The organism is Rhizobium sp. BK316 (assembly GCF_014193695.1).
Lineage (GTDB): Bacteria > Pseudomonadota > Alphaproteobacteria > Rhizobiales > Rhizobiaceae > Rhizobium.
In genome coordinates this window covers 1,036,493-1,061,360 of the sequence record NZ_JACHZR010000002.1, presented here as the reverse complement: position 1 = coordinate 1,061,360, position 24,868 = coordinate 1,036,493, and the positions used below count along the sequence as shown (strand labels likewise).

General features: G+C 60.9%; 26 protein-coding genes. 8 read left to right on the top strand and 18 right to left on the bottom strand.

What is annotated here, in order from left to right; genetic code table 11:
• Nucleotide 1: 1 nt before the first annotated feature.
• Nucleotides 2-487 carry a YcgN family cysteine cluster protein gene (locus FHT87_RS13810; protein ID WP_183735714.1) on the bottom strand — a complete coding sequence of 162 codons (486 nt, stop codon included), beginning with the start codon at nt 485-487 and terminating at the stop codon, nt 2-4.
• A 188-nt stretch (nt 488-675) separates the two neighbouring features.
• Here FHT87_RS13810 and FHT87_RS13805 point away from each other — a divergent pair, with 188 nt between their 5' ends.
• The 3 genes from FHT87_RS13805 to FHT87_RS13795 all read left to right on the top strand — a co-directional run bounded on the left by FHT87_RS13805 (nt 676) and on the right by FHT87_RS13795 (nt 4,120).
• A complete protein-coding gene (locus tag FHT87_RS13805; RefSeq protein ID WP_183735713.1) occupies nt 676-2,862 on the top strand; it encodes a transglycosylase domain-containing protein in 2,187 nt (728 codons plus the stop codon).
• Nucleotides 2,863-2,991: 129 nt separating this feature from the next.
• Nucleotides 2,992-3,579 (top strand): DUF1214 domain-containing protein, encoded by a 588-nt coding sequence (locus FHT87_RS13800; protein ID WP_183735712.1) that lies wholly within the window; start codon nt 2,992-2,994, stop codon nt 3,577-3,579.
• Nucleotides 3,572-4,120, top strand: coding sequence for a DUF1254 domain-containing protein (locus tag FHT87_RS13795; RefSeq protein ID WP_183735711.1), 549 nt, complete (start codon nt 3,572-3,574; stop codon nt 4,118-4,120). Before FHT87_RS13800 ends, FHT87_RS13795 begins: the two co-directional genes overlap by 8 nt.
• 650 nt (nt 4,121-4,770) lie before the next feature.
• On the opposite strand, the gene FHT87_RS13790 is transcribed toward FHT87_RS13795, so the two are convergent.
• From FHT87_RS13790 to FHT87_RS13780, 3 genes are all read right to left on the bottom strand, one after another.
• Nucleotides 4,771-5,421, bottom strand: coding sequence for a MarC family protein (locus FHT87_RS13790; protein WP_183735710.1), 651 nt, complete (start codon nt 5,419-5,421; stop codon nt 4,771-4,773).
• Nucleotides 5,422-5,612: 191 nt separating this feature from the next.
• A complete protein-coding gene (locus FHT87_RS13785) occupies nt 5,613-6,482 on the bottom strand; it encodes a transporter (protein WP_210277831.1) in 870 nt (289 codons plus the stop codon).
• A gap of 780 nt (nt 6,483-7,262) precedes the next feature.
• Nucleotides 7,263-7,433 (bottom strand): hypothetical protein, encoded by a 171-nt coding sequence (locus tag FHT87_RS13780; protein ID WP_183735708.1) that lies wholly within the window; start codon nt 7,431-7,433, stop codon nt 7,263-7,265.
• Nucleotides 7,434-7,975: 542 nt separating this feature from the next.
• Here FHT87_RS13780 and FHT87_RS13775 point away from each other — a divergent pair.
• Entirely contained in the window at nt 7,976-8,182 is a 207-nt protein-coding gene (locus FHT87_RS13775; RefSeq protein WP_183735707.1) for a hypothetical protein, read from the top strand.
• Nucleotides 8,183-8,439: 257 nt separating this feature from the next.
• Nucleotides 8,440-9,489: a DUF2336 domain-containing protein gene (locus tag FHT87_RS13770; protein WP_183802537.1), complete on the top strand. Its 1,050-nt coding sequence runs from the start codon at nt 8,440-8,442 to the stop codon at nt 9,487-9,489.
• A gap of 130 nt (nt 9,490-9,619) precedes the next feature.
• On the opposite strand, the gene FHT87_RS13765 is transcribed toward FHT87_RS13770, so the two are convergent.
• The 4 genes from FHT87_RS13765 to FHT87_RS13750 all read right to left on the bottom strand — a co-directional run bounded on the left by FHT87_RS13765 (nt 9,620) and on the right by FHT87_RS13750 (nt 14,257).
• Nucleotides 9,620-11,206 carry an ABC-F family ATP-binding cassette domain-containing protein gene (locus tag FHT87_RS13765; protein WP_183802534.1) on the bottom strand — a complete coding sequence of 529 codons (1,587 nt, stop codon included), beginning with the start codon at nt 11,204-11,206 and terminating at the stop codon, nt 9,620-9,622.
• Between the two features lie 125 nt (nt 11,207-11,331).
• Nucleotides 11,332-11,670, bottom strand: coding sequence for a DUF1491 family protein (locus tag FHT87_RS13760; RefSeq protein ID WP_183802531.1), 339 nt, complete (start codon nt 11,668-11,670; stop codon nt 11,332-11,334).
• A gap of 37 nt (nt 11,671-11,707) precedes the next feature.
• Entirely contained in the window at nt 11,708-13,156 is a 1,449-nt protein-coding gene (locus FHT87_RS13755) for a methyl-accepting chemotaxis protein (RefSeq protein WP_183802528.1), read from the bottom strand.
• A 126-nt stretch (nt 13,157-13,282) separates the two neighbouring features.
• Nucleotides 13,283-14,257 (bottom strand): oxidoreductase, encoded by a 975-nt coding sequence (locus tag FHT87_RS13750; RefSeq protein ID WP_183802525.1) that lies wholly within the window; start codon nt 14,255-14,257, stop codon nt 13,283-13,285.
• A gap of 54 nt (nt 14,258-14,311) precedes the next feature.
• Here FHT87_RS13750 and FHT87_RS13745 point away from each other — a divergent pair, with 54 nt between their 5' ends.
• Nucleotides 14,312-15,379: an AraC family transcriptional regulator gene (locus FHT87_RS13745; RefSeq protein ID WP_183735701.1), complete on the top strand. Its 1,068-nt coding sequence runs from the start codon at nt 14,312-14,314 to the stop codon at nt 15,377-15,379.
• 2 nt (nt 15,380-15,381) lie between these two features.
• Here FHT87_RS13745 and FHT87_RS13740 read toward each other — a convergent pair whose 3' ends face one another.
• Together FHT87_RS13740 and FHT87_RS13735 are read right to left on the bottom strand one after the other, a co-directional pair.
• Entirely contained in the window at nt 15,382-16,335 is a 954-nt protein-coding gene (locus tag FHT87_RS13740; protein WP_183802522.1) for a peptidoglycan-binding domain-containing protein, read from the bottom strand.
• Nucleotides 16,307-17,845: a HAMP domain-containing sensor histidine kinase gene (locus FHT87_RS13735; RefSeq protein ID WP_183802519.1), complete on the bottom strand. Its 1,539-nt coding sequence runs from the start codon at nt 17,843-17,845 to the stop codon at nt 16,307-16,309. The genes FHT87_RS13740 and FHT87_RS13735 overlap by 29 nt, the downstream gene beginning before the upstream one ends.
• 450 nt (nt 17,846-18,295) lie before the next feature.
• On the opposite strand from FHT87_RS13735, the gene FHT87_RS13730 reads away from it, so the two are divergent.
• On the top strand, nt 18,296-18,820 hold the full coding sequence (locus FHT87_RS13730; RefSeq protein ID WP_183802714.1) for a DUF5330 domain-containing protein: 525 nt from the start codon (nt 18,296-18,298) through the stop codon (nt 18,818-18,820).
• Between the two features lie 210 nt (nt 18,821-19,030).
• Nucleotides 19,031-19,453, top strand: a complete 423-nt coding sequence (locus FHT87_RS13725) for a SufE family protein (RefSeq protein ID WP_183802516.1) — start codon at nt 19,031-19,033, stop codon at nt 19,451-19,453.
• Nucleotides 19,454-19,512: 59 nt separating this feature from the next.
• Here the strand turns inward: FHT87_RS13725 and FHT87_RS13720 are convergent, their stop codons facing one another.
• The 8 genes from FHT87_RS13720 to FHT87_RS13685 form a co-directional block, all read right to left on the bottom strand.
• The gene (locus tag FHT87_RS13720; protein WP_183802513.1) at nt 19,513-19,938 is read right to left on the bottom strand and encodes a YciI family protein; all 426 of its coding nucleotides are present in this window, start codon (nt 19,936-19,938) and stop codon (nt 19,513-19,515) included.
• 272 nt (nt 19,939-20,210) lie between these two features.
• Nucleotides 20,211-20,642, bottom strand: a complete 432-nt coding sequence (locus FHT87_RS13715; RefSeq protein WP_007821525.1) for a MucR family transcriptional regulator — start codon at nt 20,640-20,642, stop codon at nt 20,211-20,213.
• Between the two features lie 438 nt (nt 20,643-21,080).
• Nucleotides 21,081-21,413, bottom strand: a complete 333-nt coding sequence (mnhG, locus tag FHT87_RS13710) for a monovalent cation/H(+) antiporter subunit G (protein WP_183802711.1) — start codon at nt 21,411-21,413, stop codon at nt 21,081-21,083.
• Between the two features lie 2 nt (nt 21,414-21,415).
• Nucleotides 21,416-21,733, bottom strand: coding sequence for a cation:proton antiporter (locus FHT87_RS13705; protein WP_183735696.1), 318 nt, complete (start codon nt 21,731-21,733; stop codon nt 21,416-21,418).
• Complete coding sequence (locus FHT87_RS13700) at nt 21,730-22,209, bottom strand: Na+/H+ antiporter subunit E (RefSeq protein ID WP_183802708.1); 480 nt, start codon at nt 22,207-22,209, stop codon at nt 21,730-21,732. Before FHT87_RS13700 ends, FHT87_RS13705 begins: the two co-directional genes overlap by 4 nt.
• The gene (locus FHT87_RS13695; protein ID WP_183802510.1) at nt 22,209-23,753 is read right to left on the bottom strand and encodes a Na+/H+ antiporter subunit D; all 1,545 of its coding nucleotides are present in this window, start codon (nt 23,751-23,753) and stop codon (nt 22,209-22,211) included. Before FHT87_RS13695 ends, FHT87_RS13700 begins: the two co-directional genes overlap by 1 nt.
• A 100-nt stretch (nt 23,754-23,853) precedes the next feature.
• On the bottom strand, nt 23,854-24,231 hold the full coding sequence (locus tag FHT87_RS13690) for a Na+/H+ antiporter subunit C (protein WP_183802507.1): 378 nt from the start codon (nt 24,229-24,231) through the stop codon (nt 23,854-23,856).
• Entirely contained in the window at nt 24,231-24,650 is a 420-nt protein-coding gene (locus FHT87_RS13685) for a Na+/H+ antiporter subunit B (protein WP_183735693.1), read from the bottom strand. Before FHT87_RS13685 ends, FHT87_RS13690 begins: the two co-directional genes overlap by 1 nt.
• Nucleotides 24,651-24,868: the final 218 nt, after the last annotated feature.

The window sequence follows — 24,868 nt, the reverse complement described above, 5'->3', positions numbered from 1 at the left end:
ATCAGCTAGCCTTTTCCTCGGCTTTTTCGGAGTCGTCACCGACCGTCAGCGGCCAGTCGACGACATAGTCCTCGAAATCGTCGATATCGACATCGTTTTCGCTGACGGTGCGGCCGCGAGCCGAGATGCCGGCAGCGTGGACGGTTTCCGGATCCCCCGAGACGAGTGGGTGCCACCAGTAGAGATCGCGCCCCTCGTTGACGAGGCGATAGCCGCAGGTGGGCGGCAGCCATTCGATCTCGGAAACGTTCTCCTTGGTGAGCTGAATGCAATCGGGCACGAAATCCCAGCGGTTCGGATAGCTGGAGCAGCGACAGCTCTCGCTGTCGAGCAGCTTGCAGCGGATCGAGGTGAAATAGACGTCGCCGCTATCCCATTCCTCGATCTTGTTGAGGCAACAGAGGCCGCAGCCGTCGCAGAGGCTTTCCCACTCCTCTTCATTCATTTCGGCAAGCGTCTTGCGCTTCCAGAAGGGCAGATCGTTCATCGTTCGTTTCTTGCAACAGCCGCCCGCAAATTCGCGTGACGACCGTTCAACTCTCTTGTTCTTGTGCGCAAAATCAACCAATTATTCAACATGCTCCGGCTATCCGGAGAGTTGCGGCCCCTTTCAGGCCCCGCTCCGGCGTCCGGGTTTTGACGGCCGCCGAGCGCGATCAGGCGGGAATACAGGACGTGCAGGATCCGGACAACCCACATAATGGGCCAAATAATGCGCCAGATGAGCCCGAAAACGGGCAAGGCAAGAAGCAGCCGTCGAAAAACCGGCATCTGTTGCTGCGCATCGATTCATGGATCGACTCGACCATCTGGAACGCCGGCTTCCGCGCCGCTGAAATCTGGGAAGACACCACCATCTTCTTCCGCCGCTTCCGTGTTCGCGGCTGGAAGCGCATGGTCTTCGAACTTGCCGGCGAAGGGCTGACACTTGGCGCCGTCGGCATGGTGCTGATGCTGGCGCTCGCTCAACCGGCTTTCGAGGCTACCAAGGAAGACTGGCGCAACCGCGGTGATTTCGCCGTCACCTTCCTCGACCGCTATGGCAATGTCATCGGCCATCGCGGCGTGATCCATCAGAATTCCGTGCCGATCGACGAGCTGCCGGATTCGCTGATCAAATCCGTCCTCGCGACCGAAGACCGGCGCTTCTTCGACCATTTCGGCATCGACGTCGTCGGCCTCTTCCGCGCCATGGTCACCAATGCCCAGGCCGGCGAAGTCGTCCAGGGCGGTTCGACCCTGACGCAGCAGCTCGCCAAGAACCTGTTCCTTTCCAACGAGCGGTCGATCGACCGCAAGATCACCGAAGCGTTCCTCGCCTTCTGGCTGGAAGCGAACCTTTCCAAGAAAGAGATCCTCGCCACCTATCTGGACCGCGCCTATATGGGCGGCGGCACATTCGGAGCCGCGGCTGCGGCGCAATTCTATTTCGGCAAGAACATCACCGACGTGAATCTGGCCGAATCCGCCATGCTCGCCGGCCTCTTCAAGGCACCGGCAAAATATGCCCCGCATGTGAACCTGCCGGCGGCACGTGCCCGCGCCAACGAGGTGCTGACCAACCTCGTCCAGAGCGGGCTGATGACCGAGGGACAGGTGATCGCCGCGCGGCGCAATCCCGCAACCGTCGTCGACCGCAACGAGGTGGAATCGCCTGACTTCTTCCTCGACTGGGCCTTCGACGAGGTGCAGCGCCTGTCGCCGCGCTTCCACCAGCGCTCGCTGATCGTGCGCACCACGATCGACATGGGCATCCAGCAGGCGGCAGACGATTCCATCGAGACGTCGCTGCGCGAATATGGCGAGGCCTATCACGCCAAGCAGGGCGCGATGGTGATGATCGAGAATGGCGGTGCCGTGCGCGCCATGGTCGGCGGGCGCGACTATGGCGAGAGCCAGTTCAATCGCGCCACTAGGGCGCTGCGCCAGCCGGGCTCATCCTTCAAAGTCTATACCTATTCAGTGGCCATGGAGAGCGGGATGACGCCGAAGACGACGATCATCGACGCGCCGATCTCCTGGGGCAACTGGAGCCCGCACAATTACGCAAACCGCTATGCCGGCCGCATCACGCTGGAAACCGCCGTTGCTCAATCGATCAATACCATTCCGGTGCGCCTTGCCAAGGAAAAGCTCGGCATTCAGCCGATCCGCGCCATGGCCAAGGCCATGGGTGTGGAAACGCCGATCCGCGACGACGTAACAATCCCCATCGGCACTTCGGAAGTGACTGTGCTCGATCAGGCGACCGCCTATGCGGTTTTCCCGGCCGGCGGCTACCAGTCGCGTCGCCATGGCATCACGCAGATCCTCGATTACGGTGGCGACATTCTCTACGACTTCGACCGTGACGAACCGCCCGCCAAGCGCGTGCTTTCCGAACAGGCCGACAGCTACATGAACCAGATGCTGTCGCGGGTGCCTTATGTGGGTACGGCGCGCAAGGCGGCCCTCGACAACGGCGTCGTCACCGCCGGCAAGACGGGCACGACACAGGCCTATCGCGACGCCTGGTTCGTGGGCTTTACCGGCAACTACACCTGCGCCGTCTGGTTCGGCAACGACGACTATACGTCGACCAACAACATGACCGGCGGCTCGTTGCCCGCCATGACCTTCAAACGCGCGATGGATTATGCCCATCAGGGAGTGACGCTGCGCCCCATTCCCGGCATCGAAAACCCGCTGCCATCCGAACAGGATATCGCCAAGGCGCAGGCCAACAAGCCGAAGGATGGCGCGCCGACCCTCGTCCGCCCGCGCATGCTCTCGGTGCAATCGACCGACATTCTCAAGGGCATCGGCGAAAAGCTGAAGGATGCTGCACCACTCGAGGCGCAGAAGGTCGCGAGCGCGCAGTGATGCTTTCTTATTTTGGCAAACCGGCATAGCTGGTTTGCCAAGACATGGGGGACACATCGCCCCATGGCATTCCACCCTGCCAGAATCAGTGGTAACCCTTTCAACTGATTTGATCTTCAAGGGCGCAAGGTGTTTCGGTTTCCCCTTTTCATCCTGATCACGCTGATCGTCGCCTTCGGCGGCGGTATCATGATTTCGCTTTACGCGCTGGATGCAACGCAGGGGTTCGGAGCGATCAGGCTCGGCGCCTGGGAGGCTTTTCCGGAGTTGCAGACTGTCGATGCGGACCCCTATGCGAAGTCGCATCGGGCGCGTGCCGGCAAGCTGCTCTACGGCAGCGCCGAAGGCCTGACCTTTACCGCGGCTGTGGATGACGACGGGGCGCGGCTCAATGCCGCCTGCCATTACCGCATCATCGGTCAGACGCCGCCGGCGCGCCTTTGGACGCTGTTTACTGCCGACAATGCCGGCAATCCGGCCTCGCTGCAGCCAGGCCTGCCGGCCGCGCTGAATTCATGGACCGTGCTGCGCCGGCCGGACAGCAGCTTCACCATCGACATTGCAACCCGTGCTGTGCCCGGCAACTGGCTGGCACTGCCACAGGCCGGCACGTTCCGGCTGGTGTTGACCCTGTTCGACACGCCGACGGCCGGCAGTTCCGGCGTGATCGACCTTTCGATGCCGAAGCTCACCAAGATCGGGTGCGGCAATGCTTAGGGTGTTCTTCGCCGTCATAACCGGGCTTTTCGGCGCAGCACTTCTGCATCTCGTCATCATTCTCGCGCTGCCGCACTTTACCGGCCGCGATGCGGCGACGCGCGTGGAGGCGGAAGGCGATCCGAACAATTTCTACCTGCTGACCAACCGCTATGACGAGGCCGGGCTCGCCAACGGCGATCCCTTCGTGCGCACCGCCGTCTGCTCCTTCGATGTGAGCGAGGCACCGGTGCATTTCACCGCCAAGGGCAATGTGCCCTTCTGGTCGATCGCGATCTACGACAGCGCCTCCAACGAGGTCTTCAGCATGAATGACCGCACCTCCGTCGGCGGCGCGCTTGACGTGATCACAGCCAGCCCGATCCAACTGACCGATCTGCGCAAGAACCTGCCACAGGAATTACAGCAGACGATCCTGGTGGAGATGGCGCATTCCGAGGGCTACGCCGTGCTGCGCACGCTGGCGCCGCAGGCAAGCTTCGACGAAGCTGCGCGAGCCTTCCTGACAGAAGCGGGCTGCGACGAACTCGACGCCCGCTAGGTGTTTCAATTGAAATCGCGAAGTAAAAGCCACATCCCCGAAAGGAGGGGGGAGGCGTGGGCCAAGCCTGTAAACCGGAGATTAGACAGCCGTTTGATTCGTCGCAAGCGTCGATGGGCGTTTCGGCCTAAATGCAGCGTCTGGAAATAACCTTAGAGTGTCATTTCGCCCTCAGCCGGAACCGACCTCTCCCGCTTCATCAGGCCCGCTGTCGTCGCGGATCACAGGAACGCCCCAATGAATGCCTTTGGTTACCTCCGGCTGCGCGACGACGGGCGCAGCTCGTGGGCGAGGTCGTTCAGTATTCGGGACACCTATCGGCTCTCCTACATCCGCGGGCCTGAAGGACGTCTCATCGGCCTCGCGCAAGAACTCAACTGAGCGCACCGGCGGTAAGTCGCACCGCCGCCAAGTTTGAACGAAGGTTGGCAGCACCCAACGAAAACGAAAAATCCCCATAGACCGGGAACCGCGCTTTCCATCCCGCGGGTTCTTTCCCTGGAGGCCTTCGGACGCCGACCCGGGCCAGCCCAAGACTTGGAGAGCCGGCATCCGAAACCCTTCACAGAAGCGGTCGGCGGCATAGGCAGCTGCGCGCGCTTACGATGAGGCAGGCCTGGTGGTGCGTGTCAATCGGACATTGCGCGGCATCAATGCAGGCCGATCACTCCGTACTCTTGAAGAGCTTCTACGATGCCATGGAAAATGAGCCCCCCGCCCATCGTCGCGACGAAGAAACCGACGATCCGAGTAACCGCATCAATCCCCATAGGGCCTACTCGGCCGATGACCTTTTCGGCATAAGCCAGGCACAGGTATGTCACCAGCATTGTCGCCAGGATAGCCCCCCCGATGGCGAGAAACGAGGCCAGTTCAAGCCGGGAGCCTTTTACAAGCGACGTCATGCCAATGATGGTTGCGATTGCACCGGGGCCGAACATAATCGGCATGGCGAGCGGCACAAAAGCGATATCGCCGTTTTGCCCTTCGGCTGCCGTTGTCGATCCGCCCGGAGGAGAGCCCGAAAACAACTGAAAGCCTATCCGGAGCAGAATGATCCCGCCGACGACACGAACCATGCTCAAGGAGATCCCAAATACTCTAAGTATAAATGTACCAAAAATAAGGAAGAAGAACATGAGGAGAGCCGCGTATATACATGAGCGGCGTGCAATGTCTCGATGCTGTTCCGAACTCTCACCTTTCAGTAGATTAATAAATACAGGTAATGCTTCCAGCGGGTTTATGATCGCCAACAATGTAGAAAAAGTACTGACAAACAATGTCAAAACCTGTTGCATGACCGCTTTGCCTCCAATTTCACGCACAAAGGCTATAAACTTAGCGAATGGCCTGTGGCAGGGCTATCAGGACGCAGAACGATATCGGCCCCTCAGCGGAGCGACGATCCTACGCATCAATAAGACCAGCGGAGTGAAGCCGCTTTCAGAGAGTACCTTCAAAGACTGCCCGATCGCTTGGCCCCTGCCGCTCAACGGGTCGGAAAGAGGAACGTCAACTGTGCGCGCAACTGCCAATCAGGGCCGGTGTCATCCGGCTTAACTATGTTGTAATAGGCGGATACCTGCGCATTGACCGGCTGATGACCTATCTCGAAGATGCGTCCGATGCCGCCGCCGGCCGGGACAGTCCAGCGATTGTCCCCAGCGGCCTCCCAGTTGGCGGTGATGACGGGGCTCGTCGTCAGGTACCAGCCGTTAGCGAGGTTGTAATTCAGAAACGGCTGGAACGTCAGGGCATTGACGTCGGAACGGTCGTCGTCTCCCGCAAAAGACCACAGATTTATGGCCAGAAAGCCCGTCGTTATTTTGAGTGGCTTGACACTCAAGAAGGTGACGAATCCAGGGCCGGCCGACCACTTTCCCGTTCCAAGGAGATTGTTGGTGGCAGTCGGGATTTGAAAGACCGGCCCAGCGCCCCAAACCAAGCTTACATCCGGAGCCAACTCCACGGGCTTGCTCGGCGAAAAGAAGAATTCCGGTGTGAGGTCTCCAAGACCAAAGTGGCTATTGCCAATGTCATCGCCAAATACCCTCTCAGCTTCCTGAAGCTCCTCTCCGGCGAGGAAGGGCTCCTGGTAGATTACTGGCAGGATCGGGCGAATGATCAGATTCCAGTCATCATTGAGGCGAACCGGAAAAACCGGCTGAATATTAAGAACGTTCTGAGTGTTGTCGGTGTTGCCGAGGCCAAAGTTGGTTTCATTCTGAAACGGTAGGCTGATCATATTGGCTATCGGGTTTTGTGCAGCCTCGCGTAAATCCTCTTGAGCACAGGCTGTCGAAACGTGGAACGCCAGCGCGGCTGCGGGAACCGCCACTCGAATCGCATTGCGCATCATCAATTGTCCCCCTAGGCAACGCCCAAGCTTTCGCCATCGCTAATATAGCATCTCCGTTGCTTCGTAGGTTGAATAATGCGGCTACGCAACCAAAGTCCTCGATGCCTGTTGCCAGTCGGCAACAGGCTGTCCCGCAACCGCGTCGATGGCACCATAATTACCGTATCGCCGTCAAGGAGCGCGCCCGCACCGGAACGCTCCTATCATGGGGAAGAATGACGATTCCCGCCCCGAGAAAACATCTGCGCACGACGGATATCTGAACCGCCATCGCGCTAGCGTGGCGGGATACGGATAGTAGCCGCACTGGTCGTAGCGGCCGTTGTAGTAGTTGGGGTATCCATAAGACCGCGCCGCAGTTCCAATAGCCAGTCCGGCGGCCACTGCCGGCGTACCGGCATACCAGGCACCATGGTAGACTGGCATGCCAGTAGTTGCCGCTGTGCCAGGCGTAGGTATTTCCTGTCCGGTCGTCGTGGTACACATGCTCGTTCCCGACACGCGCATAGCTCCCGGTGAAGTCTCCCGGCCAAAATCGCGACCACCAAAGTCTCCACCGCCGAAATCGCGGCCGCCAAAACCGTCGCCACCAAAGCCGCCACCTCCGAAGCCGCCGCCACGGTCGATGAAAAGTGCGGCAGGTCCGCTGGACCCACTAAAGCATGTCGCGCAAAAGTGTGCAGCGATTTTGCGATAACGACATGCGTAAAACAAAGGCCTAAAGCGTGGCAAGCGGATCTGAAAGATCGTAACAACACGCCTTAAAGTTGTTTCCGTGATTTACTTGTTCTTGACGCGCGGCGCGGGATGCGCCGGTTTCTTGTCAGGGGTTTCGACGATCCGCTCGTAACGGACGCCGGTGAACCAGAGGATTTTTGCTTCACGGGGCTCCTTGCCCGTGCGGCGCGGCGCCTCACGCAACCGGTCCGCCAATGCGACTACAATTGCCATTCTCGTCTCCATGCACTGCCCGAGACGGATGAACTTGCGATGGATTTCACCCTGCCCGCCATGCCGCGGGCCAGCGCGTCCTCAAGCGCCGGATGAACCGGACCGAGGGCATTCGCGCCTTTCTCACGGCACTTGATCGAAATACCGTGATGCTGCGGAGCTTCCACGATCCATATTCCCAAATCGCGTCGTTCCTGTCCGAATTGAGACACACGACCGTTAACAGATTACTAATATTCAGCCACTGCTTTAGGCAGTCTGCTTGGCAGTGAGATAACGCGCAGAATGGTTGTTTGGTTTCAGTCGAGGAAAAGAAAAGACAGGCTGAAAACCGGTCGATAAAATTAGAAACAATTCATATAGTTAACGGCTCTTCGCCGCTGAAGCGGCAACTGCGCCGGAGGTGTTGCAAATATGCGTCACGAAAATATTAATTGCGGTGGGGGTCGGCGGGTGTATTCTGCCCTCGTCGGCCAAAAGTTCTAAGGCGATGGCCGCTTGGGAGATTATACGTGCTCTTGCTGTCATACGGAGAGCAACCCATGCCCTTTCTGTATAACTCCGCATTCACTTCAGAAGATTTGGACGTGCTGCGCGGTGCGCTGGATGCCTGGTGCGCGGAAAAGCATATCGACATCAGAAGCGTCGAAGCGCAGTTGGCTGCTTCGACGGCACTCGACCTTTACCACTCGGGTCATGACAATCACGACAAACTGCTGTCGGCACTTAGAGGCCGCAAGAGCCGCTAGATTATTTGCCGGCTATTTATCCACACGTTTAAAAACTGGAAATCGCCCCACGTCCGGGGCGATTGATTTTATTTTGCTGACTCATCAAATTGCAACACGCGAAACGTGTATATTTCTGTTGCATTTTAATAGAATCTTCAGCATGCATTAACCGTGCCGGTGTAGGATTTGTTCATAACCATATGGTCCGACGTGCGTCCCGCCAGCGCTTGTCGGCCCACGGTTTCCCGCTTGTTCTGCGTTTTCAGGGTGTTCTTGTGCGTGACCGGTTTCGAGACCTAGAAGGCCCCATGGCCATCAGGAAGAAGGACGTGGTGTTGATGGCGACTGTCAGCAGTTTCGAGAACCTGTCACATCCGACACGCTCCGAACTGCGCCAGTTTGCCGAACTCTTCATGCCGCTTTTCCAGGCCTCCTCCGAAGAAGCGAGGCGGCAGGCCGTTGCAGCCCTTTCCCAATGCGAGAACATGCCGGCAGCCGTTGCGCTCTTCATCGGCAATCAGCCGATCGAGGTCGCAGCCCCCTTCCTCACCTCCTCCAAGGCAATCGATGACGACACGCTGATCACGATTGCCCGCACCCATGGTGCTGCGCATGTGAAGGCGATCGTCAGCCGCGATGCCCTGTCGCCTGATGTCATCGATGCGCTAGTGGCACTGCGCCAGGCCGAACCGCGTCCGTCCGCCGCCGCACCTGTCGAGCAGCCCGCCATGCCGCTTTCGCCGATGCCTGCTGCGCCGGAAGCAGACCAGGAGGAAGTACAGCGTCTTGCCAATGAAGAGGCGTTGCGCGAGCGCATCCGCAGCCTTGCCGGCCATCTCGGCCGCAATGATCAGGACCGGCTCGGCCTGCGCTCGCTGTCCGATATTCAGGAGGCGCTGCTGGTGCGCTTTGCGCGCTCGCGGGAAGCCAAGCATTTCGCCACAGCACTAGCCGATGCCCTGTCGGCCAGCCGCTGGCTTGCGGAGCGCATCATGCTCGACCTCTCGGGACAGCAGCTCGCCACGACGCTGACGAGCCTCGGCATGGGCTTCCTCGATTCCGTCTTCGTGCTGGAGAAGCTCTATCCGCATCTTGCCGAAGTACCGCACAATGTCAGCCGCGCCTTCCTCGTTCTCGATGCGCTGGACCCGGAAGAATGTCATGCCCGCGTGGAAACGTGGCGTCGCGCCGACCGCTACACCTACAATCCGGAAGCGCCGGCTGCAGCCCAGCCGGCTCCCGCCGCACAGGCACAGCCTCCCGCCTACCGCTTCATCCGGCAGGCGCCGGTGCGTGATCTCAAGAGCGTCAGCCGGGCACGCTAACCGCCAGCTCGGCATATCCTTCGCGGAACTAGAGCATTTCCGTTTATCTTCGAATCACGGAAGCGCTCTATATCCTAGTTTTCACGCAATTCCGGACGCAAAACCGCTACGCACTTTTGCTGGAATTGCTCTATCTTGCAGGCAACGCCAACCGGCGCGTGATCCCGACCATTTCCAGAAACACCTCATCGTGGCTGACGATCAGCAGCGCCCCGTCATAGGCCCTCAGGCCGGCTTCGACGGCGGCGATGGAATCGATGTCGAGGTGGTTGGTCGGCTCATCGAGGATCAGCAGCGCCGGCGGTGCTGCGCCGCCGAGAACGCAGGCAAGGCCGGCGCGCAGAAGCTGGCCGCCCGACAGTGTCGAGACGACCTGCAGCGCCGCATCGGCCCGGAACATGAACCGGGCGAGTGCTGCGCGGCAGGCATTCTCATCCGATTGCGGGTTCAGCCGCCGGAAATTGTCACGGATCGACGTCGCGGGATCGAGAAGGCTGACGCGCTGGTCGAGCATGGAGAAAGAGGTGAGGACGCGGACCGTTCCTTCCCATGGTTGGAGATCACCTGAAATCAGCGCCAGCAATGTCGTCTTGCCCGAGCCGTTCGGGCCGGTGACGGCAATGCGTTCGGGACCAGTGATATCGAAGGACAGTTTGCGGATGATCGGTTCGCCCGCCTCGTAGCCGGCGGTGACCGCATCGATCTTCAGCACCGATCTGCCGGGCGGCAGGCCGGTCGAGGGCAGCTTGACGGAGAGCGGCTGCAGGATCTCGATACGCTTGCGCGCCTCCTCGGCATCCGCAAGCGCCTGGGCGCGGCGGCGCTCGGCAAGGCGGGCATTCTCGCCGCTGGTATTTTCCGCCTGGCGCTTCAGGCCGCCGGCAACGATACGCGGCATGTCGCCCCTGGCGGCCTTCTTCTTGCCGGCGCTGTCCTTGCGCGCCTTGCGCTCGGCCGTTTCCTGTGTGCTGCGGGCGACCTCCGCCACGCGTTTCCTGGCATCGGCAAAATCGTGCTCGGCGGCGGCCAGTTCCAACGCCTTGCGGGCGCGGTAATCGCTCCAGTTTCCGCCATAGCGCGTGGCGCCAAGCGTCGTCAGCTCGACGATGGCATCCATCGTTTCCAGCAGTTCGCGATCGTGGCTGACGATCAGAGCGCCGTGGCGCCAGTTGCCGAGAAGCGAGATCATCGCCTCGCGGCCGTCGCGGTCCAGATTGTTGGTCGGTTCATCGAGAATGAGGAAATCCGGCTCCTCGAAGATCAGGGCGGCGAGTGCTGCGCGGGTGCGCTGGCCACCGGACAGCGCTGCCAGCAGCGTCTGCGGGGCCGCAGCAAGGCCTGATCGTTCCAGGGCTGCATCGATGCGGGCTTCGAGCGTCCAGTCGGCGACAGCAAGTTCGTCGGCGTCAGCCTCGCCGCTTTCGGCACGGCGGAGGACGGAGAGAGCGTCGGTCGCGCCGAAGAGATCGGCGATGGTCTCATCCGGCCCGACCTGCACGCTCTGGCGCAGGATGCCGATGGTACCCGATACGGCGATGGCACCGGTCTGCGGCTGCAGCTCGCCGGCAACCAGCTTCAAAAGCGTGGTCTTGCCAACGCCGTTGCGGCCGACGAGGCCGGTGCGCTCAGCGTTGAAGCTCAGATCGATATTGGAAAAAAGCGGCCGGCCGTCAGGCGTGGACCACGAAAGATTGGAAAGCGTCATGGATGCAGGCATGGAAATCCCCGATGGCAAGGCGAATTGGCGTTGCGATCAGGTTCATATCCATTGAGCACACATCCTGTTGGTATTGCGGATGGCGGTAAACTAGATGGAAAATGGCATAAATTCAAGGCAGGCCGTCAGCCGGCCATCGGCACGAGCGCCGAAACCTCGTCCGCTTCCAGTTCGACGATCCAGAGATCTGGGTCAAATTTGCGTTCGCGGTCCAGCATTTCCCGTACCTTGTCCGGCTCGGCGCGTTCGAGCCTGATTTCGAACAGGCGGTCGCCGCTGCTCTCCTCGTCGAAGAAGCTCTGCGGGGCGGGCGCATAGAGGGTTTCGAGACCATCGCGGAAGCGCTGGCGGATGAAGATGGCACCGGCCTCCTCCGCACCCTTCTTCTCCACGGCAGCAAAATCGCCCGCGGAAAAAACCCTGCGAACGAGAGCGGAAACGTAGATATCGGCGCGCAATCTCATGGGTGCGGTATAGACCGCTCGGCAGGTGGCGGCAACGCTATACCTTCACCGCCAGCCGTAGGCCGCCCCAATGGCGGCCGCGGACAGTGATCGGCGCGGAAATATCCTTCATCATGACGAAATTGCCGGCGCCCATGTCCCGCCGGTAGGTCTGGACGAGGAAGGGCGCGGTGCTTCTGCCGGCAGCAAGGCCGACGCGATCGTTGAAGATGCGGCGGTTACGGCTGTTGGCGGTATTCCAGACGATATCGCCGGGCCGCTGCGGCTGCGAGAACTTCTTGTTGTGGGTCGGCAGGTAACCGTTTTCATCGACGGCTGCACAGAAGGCGATGCGCTCGTCCGAGCCGGCCACCGGCTCCTGGATCGGCGGCAGCAGGCGGTCTGTGAGTTCGGTGAAGGGGGCCATCATCTGCACCGGATCGGTGCCTGATATCGGCTTGTACTGGCGGTTGAACAGGCTCTCCATGCCGATTGTGCCCTCGGCAACGGCACGCTCCAAGGCACGCGATATGTCTGCGGCGACGGATTGCGCCTGTTCGATCCAGTGGCGGTCGGCGGTTTCCACGCCGGCGCTTGCGGTCAGCTGGATTAGCGTTTCGGAGAGCCCGACGACGCTGTCGACGCGTTTGGCCGCTTGCTGCAGCCGGCCGTTGGAATCCAGCACTTCGGCGGACATTTCGCCGAGCTTGGCGACGAAGCCGGCGCAGTCCCTGTCCACGGCCTCGGTCGTATTCGCCATGACGGCGGAACTGTCGAGGATGCGGGTGATGACATGCTCCATGCTTTCGAAGGCGCCGCGCATCGCCTCGGATTTTTGGCGCACGCCGGCCGCACTTTCCCGCGCACCGCCGCCGACAACCGATAGTCGGTCGATCTTTGCGCGAAGCTGCTCCAGCGTTTCCTGGATGGAGCCCGTCGCCTTGGAGGTCTGCAGCGACAGAGCGCGGATTTCGGAGGCGACGACGGCAAAGCCCTTGCCCGCCTCGCCGGCACGGGCAGCTTCGATCGCCGCATTCAGCGCCAGGAGATTGGTCTGGCGGGCAATGGTGCTGATCTCGGCGGCGACCTTGTCCACATCCGTCAGCGAGCGGGAAAAGCCGGAGATTTCCGTGCTGATTTCTTCGGAAGACTGGACCATGTGACGGATTTCCTCGACCGAGCCGGAGAGGCGGTCGGCCGATTCCTTCAGCATATGGCGAGCCTCGGAAGCAGTACCGTCCGTCTCGCGAAGGGAAACGGCGACGGAGCGATTGGTCTCGGCGATCGAGAGAGCGGTGCGGGTGACATCGTCGAAGGCGGCGGCATGGCGGGCGGACATCGCCGCCATGTCCTGGATGGCGCCGGCAATATCGACGAGATCGACGCCGAGCGTGGAGGCCTCTTCGGCGAGACGCGAGAGGATATGGCGCAACGCGTCGCGATCCGGCCCATCCGGCTCATGGGCCGGACTTACGGTATTCTCCTCCACTACTTTCAGCGCCTGCATGATCGAGCTCCCCCAAGCTACATTAGGGAAGCTTCAAACAACATGGTTAACAATTGGCTAAGAATATCGAGGGTTATACTTAGGTCGTAAAGGCCCTACCCCGGCGCCGCATGTGAGCCTATGGCCTCAGCTCTGCGTGAGCCCTGTCAGTCTTTCACTCATCTGCCAGAGACGTTCGGCAAGTTCCGGATCGGTCGCCCAGGGGCGCACGCCGAGCAGTTCCTCGGAGTCGGCGGGCACAGCCTTGGCTATATCGCAGTTCTCGCAATAGACGCCACCCATGCCTTCCAGCTCATCGCTGACGGCGCACCAGATGGTGGTTGCCGCTCCCTGCGCAATGGTCTTCTTGTTGTTTTCGGGGTCGATGACCGGATTGCCGTCGGCATCCACATAGCCGCTCGCCAGCAGATATTCGCGCGACTGGTGGCGGATGAGATCGGTCGTGACGATGCCGCCGGGATGCAGCGAGAAGGCGCGAACGCCGTGCCTTGCGCCGAAAGCGTCCAGCGATACGGCGAATAGCGCATTTGCCGTCTTCGACTGACCGTAGGCGACATAGGGCTGGTATTCGCGGTCTTCGAACATCGGATCGTCGAAATCGATCCCGGCACGGACATGGCCGCGGGAGGAGACGGCAACGACGCGAGCGCCTTCCGCCTGCACCAGCGCCGGCCAGAGACGGGCAGCAAGCTGGAAATGGCCGAGGTGATTGGTGGAGAACTGGGATTCGTAGCCGCGGCCGTCGCGCGTCAGCGGGTTGGCCATGACGGCGGCGTTGTTGATGAGGAAATGCAGCGGCTCGCCGTCTTCAAGGAAGCGATCGGCGAAATCGTCGATCGAATCGGGATCCATCAGGTCCATATAGGCGAATGTCACGCTGGGAACGCTTTCACGTGCGGCCCTCGCCTTCTCGATATTGCGGGCGGGGACGATGACCTTGGCGCCGGCGGCGGCCATCACGCGGGCGGTCTCGAGGCCGAGACCGGCATAACCGCCGGTGACGATTGCCACCTTGCCGGAGAGATCATGGCCGGCAATCACGTCTTCCGCCGTGGACGCTGCGCCGAAGCGGGAACCGATGGGGGCTTGGGGAGTAGACATGAAATGTCTCCTTTCTAGTCGGAAAACATCTATGTCGGCCACGCGGGATTCTGAATGCTTGTAAATCCCGATTTCTTGCGCCATCGTACAAAGATGACCAGTGATCCCCTCTCCGAAATGCTCAGTCTGCTCGATGCCCGCTGCCTGATGGCCGGCGGGCTGATTGCCGGCGGGCCTTGGGCGCTCGCCTTTCCGCAGCCGAACCGCATCAAGATCAGCGCCGTCGCCAAGGGCCGCTGCTGGCTGGTGCTTGATAATGGCAGTGCGCCGATCCTGCTCGAAGCCGGCGACGTCATCCTGCTGAACGGCAAGCATTCCTTCGTGCTGGCAACCGATCTTGCGCTGAAACCGACCGATGCCGTCACGGCCTTCAAGGAGAAGAAGGTCAATGGCATGGCGCGGCACGGCGCGGGCGAGGATTTCCTCTATATCGGCGGGCATATCGCGCTTGGTCCCACCGGCACGGCACTGCTGCTTGATGTGCTGCCGCCCATCATCCACGTGCGGGCGACGCTTGCGGAAGCCGGTGTGCTGCGCTGGCTGCTGGATCAGCTCGTGCGGGAAATGGCCGCCGGCAAGCCGGGCGCGCTGCTTGCCTCGGCCCAGCTTTCGCAGCTCATCTTCGTGCAGGTATTGCGCGCCCATATCATGACATCGGAGCCGCTGACGGTCGGCTGGCTGCGCGCCTTCGGCGATGACAAGATCGCGCCTGCGCTGCGGCAGATGCATGCCGATCCTGCACGCGACTGGCAGCTTGGGGAACTGGCAAAGGCGGCCGGCATGTCGCGCACCAGCTTTGCGCTGCGTTTCAAGACTGTCGCGGGTGTGGCGCCGCTGACCTATCTGACCGCATGGCGCATGCGCCTTGCCGAACGGGCGCTGCGTGAGAGCTCCATGCCCGTCTCATTGCTGGCGCTGTCGCTCGGTTATACGTCCGAAAGCGCCTTCTCCAACGCCTTCAAGCGGGTGACTGGCATCGCGCCGAAACGCTACCGGAGCTCGGCCGCCATCAATATCGGGCCGATCGAAGAAGTGGTCGATGTGGAAGGACGGGCGCCGGCGGTGGACTATCGGCCCATGCGGCTTGCGAACCAGCCGTCAGTCCCGGCGCGGCAGGGATGATATCAGAGCGCGCCGATTTCCTTGAGCTTCTTCAGCACGGCTTCGCTCGGCTCGCCATTCTCAGGCAAATTGTAGTGCTTCTGGAAATGGCGGATGGCGGCACGGGTCTGTTCGCCGGCAACCCCGTCGACGCCGACATTGGCATAGGCCATGTTGGTCAGGCCCTTCTGGATCTTCAGCACCAGATCGACGTTTGAAATGCCTGACAGGGGAACCTGTTTCGGTGTTGATGGAGCCGTCTTGACGGTCTTTTCGGCGCTGCGGATGGCGGCCGCGACCGGATCTTCCTCCGTCGCCTTCGATGTCACGTCCTCCGGCGGTTTTTCGGCGGGAATGGTCGACGGGCCGGCAGCATCGGTCCTGAGCGCTGCGAGCACGTCCGGCGTCGCATCGCCCGACTGTGCCATGCCGACGGTTTCTTCGAAGAAGAGGATGGCAGCACTGGTGCGCGGGCCGATAACGCCGTCCGCATTGCCGTTATAGAGGCCACGGCGGATCAGCTCTTTCTGGATATCCATGACGAGCTGGTTCGGCTGCTGGCCGGGCACTGCAGGCGGTGGCGTGGTTTCGGTTGTGGCGGCGGCATCGTCCGGCCGCTCGATGCGGAATGTGGTAACATCGCCCTGCAGCTCGGGCTGTGGCCGGAAACCCATAACGTTCGGCGCGCCCGGATCGCGGGTGCGGAAGATCGGATGCGGGTGCGTACCGGGCTGATACCAGAGCGCGTTGGCGGCGACGAAGGAGAAGATGACGACGAAGGCGATCGTGCCGCCGGCAACGGAGGGATTGCGGCCGATGACGCCACCGAGCGCGCCCGCACCCTGAAGACCAAGGCCACCCAGCGCGGTGGCACCCTGCAGGCCGATGCCGCCGAGCGCCGCAGCACCGGTCATCAAAAGGCCCGGCTGCTGCCGTCCTTTCCTGCCCTTAGGCGATTTTCGCTTGCGCGCGGCCATCGAAGAGCCCCTCCTCCACTTCTGCGGCATCCACCGCACCCTTCAGCCGCGGCGGAAATTCGACCGCCCCCGTCCGGCTGGTATCCTCGCCGGTGCAGGCGCCGGAACCATCAGCCGCGATCTCGATGGTGATGATGGTGCCCTCGCCCGGCTGGCTGGCAATGGCGAAATGACCGCCATGCAGGGCGACAAGGCCCTTGACCAGCGAGAGGCCAAGACCCGTGCCCTCGAATCGGCGGGTATAATCATTCTGGATCTGGACAAAAGGTTGGCCAAGCGTCGCCAGCCGGTCGGCGGGGATGCCGATGCCGGTATCGCTAACCGTCAGCTTGAGGATGCCGTCGCGCATGGCCGCGTCGACGGTGACCACGCCGCCGGCCTCTGTGAACTTCACGGCATTGCCGACGAGATTGATGAGGATCTGCTGCAGTGCGCGCTGATCGGCCATCACTTCGCCGATGCCGCGCTGGATGCGGTTCGTCAGAGTGACGCCCTTGCTCTTGGCCTGCAGCGTCAGCATCGATTCACAGGAGCGGATCGATGCGCCGATATCGAAAGACTCGAGTAGCAATTCGTAACGGCCCGCCTCGATCTTGCTCATATCCAGCATCGTGTTGACGACGGAGAGCAGATGCGCGCCGGATTCGCGGATCAGGCCGACATATTCGCGCTGGCGGTCGTTTTCGAACTTGCCGAAATATTCGCCGATCAGGATATCCGAGAAGCCGAGGATGGCGTTCAGCGGTGTGCGCAACTCATGGCTGACGGCGGCGAGGAAGCGGGACTTGGCGTCGTTGGCCAATTCCGCATCGGCCACACGCGTCTGCGCCTCGGCGCGAAGCCGCTGCTCCACCGAAACATCATGCAGCTGGGCGATGACGGACGAAAGCATGCCGTCCATATCCCGCCGCGCGGTCATGTCCATGCGCAGATAAGCGAACTGGCGGTGATCGCGCGAGACGGAAGGACGCTCCAATCTCAGATCGACGGTTGCCTTTTCCTCGCCCTGGCGCAGGGCATCCAGCGCCTGCAGGAAAAGGATGCGGTCGGAGATATGAACCTGTTCGAAGAAGCCCCTGCCCTTCGGATCGCGCATCCACGCGAGATAATCGCGTCTGTCGCGACCGCCTGCCGCCGTCACGCTGCCGTGCGGATCGAGGAAGAGCACGAGGCCGGGGCTCATTTCAAGAAAGAGATCGTCGGCGCTGGCTGCTGCCGCGTTCTGGGGGATAGCCTGGCGGGAAAGCGCGATACTGCCGACGGCGGAAAACAGGAAGGCCGCGCAGACGGTGGCGACGCCGGCCGGAAGGGCGACAGCGGGGCTGGTGACGAGCGAGAGACCGAGGGGAGCAGCGACAAGGGCTGCGGAGGACAGGAAGACGAGGCGGCGCAGAATGGCGAGCTCGCTCTGGCGCACAGCTTCGCCGCCGCTCGTCCGGGAGAGCCAGCCTTCCGCTGCCCGGTCCACGAGGGCTGTCGCCCGGCCGCCAATGTCACTCAATACTCGCACGCAATACCTGCCCGAAAAGGCCTTTCATTGCCCCGGACAATAGGCCCCCGCGGCTTAAGGAAAGGATAAGGCAAAGTCGCCCTCCACAGTCCAAAAACGCCAAAAGTCCCGTTTTGGGCCATCCGCACGGCTCTTTGAATTTTGTGGTTAATAGCAGGTAAGCGACGGATTTTCCTTATATTTCAGTATCGCGTTAACTCTTGTGGCAGAGTGGTGGGCCAAAAGCCCAACAATTGCGGGCCGCAGTTGCCACCATGCTTAACGGCGATCATTAGAATTCGACTGAAATGCCCCGAAAATTGCGATCATTAAAATTCGAGACAAATTTGCCGCAAATGCCGACGAATTTCGAAAAGCGGCATTCGCAACTTGGCGGTAGGGTGAAAACACACCGGACAACCGGCCCGATTCGGCAGCAAGACCGGACGGGAAAACAGGATGGGCAAGACAATGTGGTTTCTGATCAAAGGATCATTCTGGTTTGGCCTTGTGCTCGTGGTGCTTTCCGTTTTCAGCTCGGAGAACCCCGACAATGCCGGCCACACGCAATTGCAGCTTTCCGACGCTTTCACGGCGGCTAGCGGCGCCTATGACTATCTGACCGGCATGTGCGCCGAAAAGCCTGAGGTCTGCACCAAGGGTGGCGAAACCTTGACGGCTCTCGGCTACCGGGCTCGCGAAGGCGCCCGTGTCGCCTACGAACTGCTTGACAGCCAGTTCAAGGACGATAATTCCAAAATGGCTTCCGCAAAATCGGCCGTGCCGCAGGCGTCTGTGGCGCTCGCCGCTCCTTCTCTGCCGGAAGCCGTCACCAATACCGTGCGCGAAGCACAGGCTGCGCTCAGCCAGCCAATGCCGCACATGCCGCAGCCCTACCGCCCGCCGGTGGAAGACGGCACTTCGGCCGAACAGGTCGTGACCGGTACCATTCCGGCCGGCACGATCCCGCTGCCGACGCCGAAGCCGGCCATCTGACGAATTTCGCGGGCAATCCGCCCGCACCCAAGCTTGCATCGGTGGTCCGCATGACGCGGAGATGCCCCATGCCTGACGTGCCTGCCCTGTTTATTTCAGCACTATGCTGCGCTGTGAGGATGCCCATCCCTCACGGCGTTTCTTTTTAACGGTTCAAATCTGCGGTCGCTTCGCCTATATGATCAGGTAACAGTGAAAGGCCTGATAAGTATGGCAACCCTCGACCAGATCATCGACGACTTCTCCTTCCTGGACGATTGGGAAGACCGCTACCGATATGTCATCGAACTCGGCAAGGCGCTGCCGGACCTGGCCGAGGAGAAGAAGACCTCTGAGAACAAGGTGATGGGCTGTGCCAGCCAGGTGTGGCTTGTGACGCATACATCAGGCAATCCGGACAATCCCATCATGACGTTCGAGGGCGATTCCGATGCGCATATCGTGCGTGGCCTCGTCGCCATCGTGCTCTCCACCTATTCCGGCAAAATGGCTTCCGAAATTGCTGCTCTCGATGCTTTTCAGATCTTCTCCAAGATCGGGCTCACCGAAAACCTCTCCTCGCAGCGTTCCAACGGGCTGCGCTCGATGGTGAACCGCATCCGCGAGGAAGCACGCGTGCGGGCTGCGGCCTGAGCAACCAAGCGCCCGGAGATATAGCCTCCGGACGCCTCGCGATTCAGTTTCCGATCAGATTATTTGCCGTCGGCCATCTTTTCGCGCAGGCGCTCTTCCTGTTCGACAAGCTCCGGCGTGAAGGCTTCGCCGAAATCGGCGGCTTCGAAGACCTGACGGATTTCGATCTCGCTCGGGCCTGGCATCGGATTGGGGCAACGCTTGATCCATTCGATCGCCTCATCCATGTCCTTGACCTGCCACAGCCAGTAACCGGCGATCAATTCCTTGGTCTCGGCGAAGGGGCCGTCAATCACCAGGCGCTTCGGACCATCGAAGGCGACGCGTTTGCCCTTGGAGGACGGATGCAGGCCCTCGCCTGCCAGCATGATGCCGGCATTGACGAGATCCTCGTTATATTTGCCCATGGCGGCCAGAAGCTCGGTCGAGGGCATGACGCCCGCTTCGCTGTCCGCAGTCGCCTTGACGATAACCATTACGCGCATTGTCTCTTCTCCTCTTATTGCGGCGGCGTGAGCGCCCGCCTTTCCTCAATCTTTTCATGCAATTCCGAACGCAAAACGCTCAAGCACTTTTGCGGGAATTGATCTAGAGACGGATGGGCTGTTGCCAGGCCGACATTTTTGTCGTGCTTTTTTTGAAGATAGATGACAATGGCCGAAAGTCATTCGAAGATGAGCGCCACCTTCGAAACGCGAATACAAAAAAGCCGGGCACCAGGCCCGGCTCTTCGTATCGTCCAGCGGAGGGAGAGGCCTCAGCCCCGGCCGCGCTTGCGGCGCTGTCCCAGGCCCATTTCCTTTGCGAGGCGCGAGCGCGCTTCGGCATAGGCCGGGGCCACCATCGGGTAATCGGCAGGCAGGTCCCACTTCTCGCGATATTCTTCCGGCGCGAGATTATGATGCGTCATCAGGTGACGCTTCAGGGACTTGAAGTTACCGCCGCATTCCAGGCACGTAATCTGCTCGTCCTGTACGGACTTGCGGACAGAGACTGCGGGCTTCTGCTTTTCGACGACCGCTGCCACCGGCTGCGGTACGGATGTGTTGCTCAATGCCGAGTGTACGTCGGAAATCAGATTGGCCAGGTCGCTGACCGGGACAACGTGGTTGCTGACATAGGCCGCGACGATATCGGCCGTCAGTTCCACGAGCAGCTCCGGCGCATTGCCGGTCGCCATATCCGTCATATTCTTTCTCCTGTTAGCATGCTCAAACGGTCCTTCTCCCAAAAGACGAAGAACCCTCTTCGTAGAGCCAAACAGCAAAAGAGCAGGTTGCAGCCTTTGTTTCGAAAAACCGGAAATCCACCCCTAGATTCCGAAGACCGTTCTCTGCGCCAATACTGCCTGAAGGTGAGCTACTACGTATTCTTCCAGGCCGTCACCCAGTTAGACATTGGCAATCAAGGCTAGGGGACTTGGAAGCAGTACGATTCTAATTCACAATCAGAACTCTACTTGAGTTTTCAAATAGCATCGTTTTCCGAAAAGGCCAATTATTAATTACGATTTTCCTAGAAAAAAAATCCATCACAAAGAATTGGTCAGCAGGTCAGCAAGCTTTACTCGTGCTTCCAGTGCATAAGTTTGCGTAAATTAGCTTAAAATTCTGAATAGCCCTCACTCTCAGCGCATTCGCATATCGTCACGTATTGAGATACGTGCTGGGAAATGCCCAGTTTTATGCGAAGCTCTCGCAAGAAGGTGTGCAGAAACAGGCGCCGTCAGGATGAAAAAGAGGAAACCAGCCAACGCTCTGGCAAGTACGGCAAGTTCGCCTGAGTAAAGCCCGGCGGCAAGCAACAATAGGCCGGAACCGACCGTGCCGGCTTTGGAGGCGGCATGCATGCGCGTGTAGAGATCCGGCAAGCGCACGATGCCGATCGCCGCCGCCAGCGCGAAGAAGGCGCCTGCCAGCAGCAGCACAGCGGTGATGACAGCAAGCGCATAGTCCATCATCATCAGCTCCTCCTTCGCGTCTCAGGTCCGGCCTCTCCCACCTCTCCGCGCGAGAGCACGAAACGGGCGAAGGCGACGGTTGCCAGGAAACCGACGAGGCCAAGCGCAATGGCGATATCGATGTAAAGCGAGAAGCCGGTGCGCACGGCGACGACGGCGATGAAGCCGATGGCGATGCCCGTCAGCATATCGAGCGCCAATATACGATCCGGCAAGCTTGGGCCGGCAATGACCCGCCAGACGGTGAGAAAGAGCGCCACGCAGAGGATGCCAAGCGCTGCGATGGCGGCGGCGGAAACGATGGCGGCGGGCGTTATCATCCGAAGGCCTCCATAATGCGGCGCTCGAATCCGTCGGCAATATCGCGTCTGACCGCCAGCGGATCGGCACAGTCCAGCGCATGCACGTAGAGCATGCGCCGATCCCCTGACACATCGACCGAGAGTGTGCCGGGCGTGAGCGTGATGAGGTTGGCAAGCAGAGTGATCTGGAAATCGCTCGTCACCGTCAATGGGAATGCGAGAATGCCGGGAGTAAGCTGCATGCGCGGCGAAAGCACCGTCAGCGCCACCCGCCAGGCCGAAAGCGCCAGCTCTTTCAGGAAAAGGCCGGCAAGCAGGAGGATGTGCAGCGGGCGGATACGGCGCGGCGGCGAACGGTCGGCAAAGGCCTCGCGCACGACGGAAAGCGACAGCAGCGACAGGGCTAGGCCGAAGACGAAATTATGCGGCGAGGCGCTGCCTGTCACGGCGACCCAGGCAATGGCGAGCGGCAAGCTCAGGAACAGGACGATCATCATATAGTCCCTTCCGGAAAGACGGAGAAGATATAGGCGGAGGGAGCGGCAAGCCCGTCGGCCGCCGACCGGGCGAACTGCAGCAATTGCTCCGGCAGGACGCCGAAGCCGATGACGAGGATCGTCAATGCCGCAAGCGGCAGGGCAACCGTCCAGCCGGTCCGCACTGGCGGGAGTGGCAGCGGGGACGGACGCCAATAGGCAAACAGGAAGAGGCGGCCGAAAGCGATGGTGAGCAGGAAGCCGCCGAGCAGGACGGCGCCTGCCAGCCACCAGGCACCGAGATCGAGCGAGGCCTTAACCAACAGCGCCTTCGGCCAGAAACCGGAAAAGGGCGGCAGGCCGCAGGCGGCGAAGAACAGCATGAGCGAAATCGCCGCGAACCAGCCGCTCTGGCGATAGAGCCCCCCCAGTGCGGCAATCGAGAAGGACCCGCCCCGCCTGCCCGCTTCGCCCGCCAGCAGATAGAGCGCCGTCATCAGCACGACCGAATGCAACGCATAGAAGACCGCACCGCCGAGGCCATCGGCCGTACCGAGAGCAATACCGACCAGCATATTGCCGATGCCCGAAATCACCATATAGCCGAGCAGCCGGCGCAGGTCGGTTTCGGCAAGCGTCCCCAATGCGCCGACGAGGATGGTCAGGGCACCGACGACTGATATCAGCAGGCTGAGTTCGTCTCGTTCGGCAGGCAGCAGCATGACGAGGACACGCAGCAGCGCATAGACGCCGACCTTGGTCAGCAGGCCGGCAAAGAGCGCGGAAACGGCGATGCGCGGCGTGTGATAGGAGGCCGGCAGCCAGAAATTCACCGGAAAGGCTGCGGCCTTCATGGCGAAGGCGAGGAGGAAGAGGCAGGCAAGCGTCATCAGCGGCGCGGTGCCACTGAGTCCCGCCGCCCGCTCGGCGATATCGGCCATGTTGAGCGTGCCGAAGCTCGCATAGAGGATGCCGACCGCAATCAGGAATAGCGTCGTGGCGATGAGGTTCAGTACGGCATATTTCAGCGCCCCATCGATCTGCGCCCGTTCGGAACCGAGGATCAGCAGGCCGAAAGAGGAGATCAGCAGTACTTCGAACCAGACATAGAGGTTGAAGATGTCGCCGGTCAGGAAGGCGCCGGTGACGCCTGATATCAGCAGCATCAACAGCGGGAAGAAACCGTACCGCCGGCCGCTTTCGGTGGTGTCCGACAAGGCATAGATGCCGGCGGCAAGGGCAGCGACGGCTGCGGCGAGTGCCATCAGCGCACTGAAGACATCCACGGTGAACGCAATGCCGAAGGGCGGCAGCCAGCGGCCCATCACCATGGTGAGCGGACCATTCTGGGCGACCTGCCGCAGCAGAGCGACGTCGAGAAGCAGCAGGACAACGAGGCCGGCAATGGCGATCCATGCCTGCAGGCGGGGAAAGCTGCGCAGCATCAAGAGCAGCGCGCCGAGGCTGATGCAGAGCGCGACCGGCAGGATCGCCAGCCAATGGACCGGCGGGATCGGGGTGGTGACCATCGCGGCCGAGAGGTCGGTGATGGGGGCGGCCATTAAGCGGTGCCTCCCATGAGGGTCGTCGGGTGGGCACCCCCCTTGTGGGGGAGATGCCCGGCAGGGCAGAGGGGGGTAGGCATCCGCATCTTACTCACCATCAATACCCCAACGGCGGCAACGGCCGGTCTTCAGGTTCGGCATCATGCATGCGGGTCGTATCGTCGGTGCCGAGCTCCTGATAGGCGCGATAGGTCAGGACCAGCAGGAAAGCGAGGAAAGAAAATGAGATGACGATCGCGGTCAGGATCAATGCCTGCGGCAGCGGATTGGCGGCACCCGACGGCAGCATATCGACGCCAGCGGGGATGATCGGCGGGACCTCGCGGGTCAGCCTTCCTGCCGCGAAGATCAGGAGATTCACGGCATTGCCGAGAATGGCGATACCGAGCATGATGCGGATCGAGAAGCGCGACAGCATCAGATAGACGGCCGCCGAAAAGAACAGGCCGACGAGAATGGCAAAGAGCGCCTCCATCACTCCACCTCCCTTTCTTCCAGCGCCAGCGCAATCGAGGCGACGGCGCCTAGCACGACGAAATAGACACCGAGATCGAAAAGCATGACGCTGGAGAGCGGCACTTCCACGCCGAAGACGGTGGGGTAGGCCCAGAGGCCGGTCATGAAGGGCACGGCGAAGAAAATGGAGATCAGGCCCGCGCAGCAGGAGAGCAGCAGGCCGAAGCCGGCAATCACCAGCGGATGAAAGCGGATCGCCCGGCGTACCGCCTGCACACCGAATGCAATGCCGTAAATCGCGAGCGCAGAAGCAGCAATCAGCCCGCCGATGAAACCGCCGCCCGGCTCGTTATGGCCGCGCAGCAGGATGAAGACGGAAAAGAGCAGCATCAGCGCAGTGATGAAGGGTGCGACGGTGCGGAAGATGAGGGTGTTCATGGGGCGCCTCCGCTTCGTCGCGTAGCCGAAATGGTGGACGAGGAAAGGCAAATTACGACCGATCTGGCGCGCCGAAACCTATCCTCCCTCATTCCTGTGCTTGTCACGGGAATCCAGCCACGGCGCATCCGCGCCGTGAAAGACTCATTCCTCATGGCGAAGAGAGTCTTCCGTGCCCAAGGACTTGGGCACGCTGGATTCCTGTGACAAGCACAGGA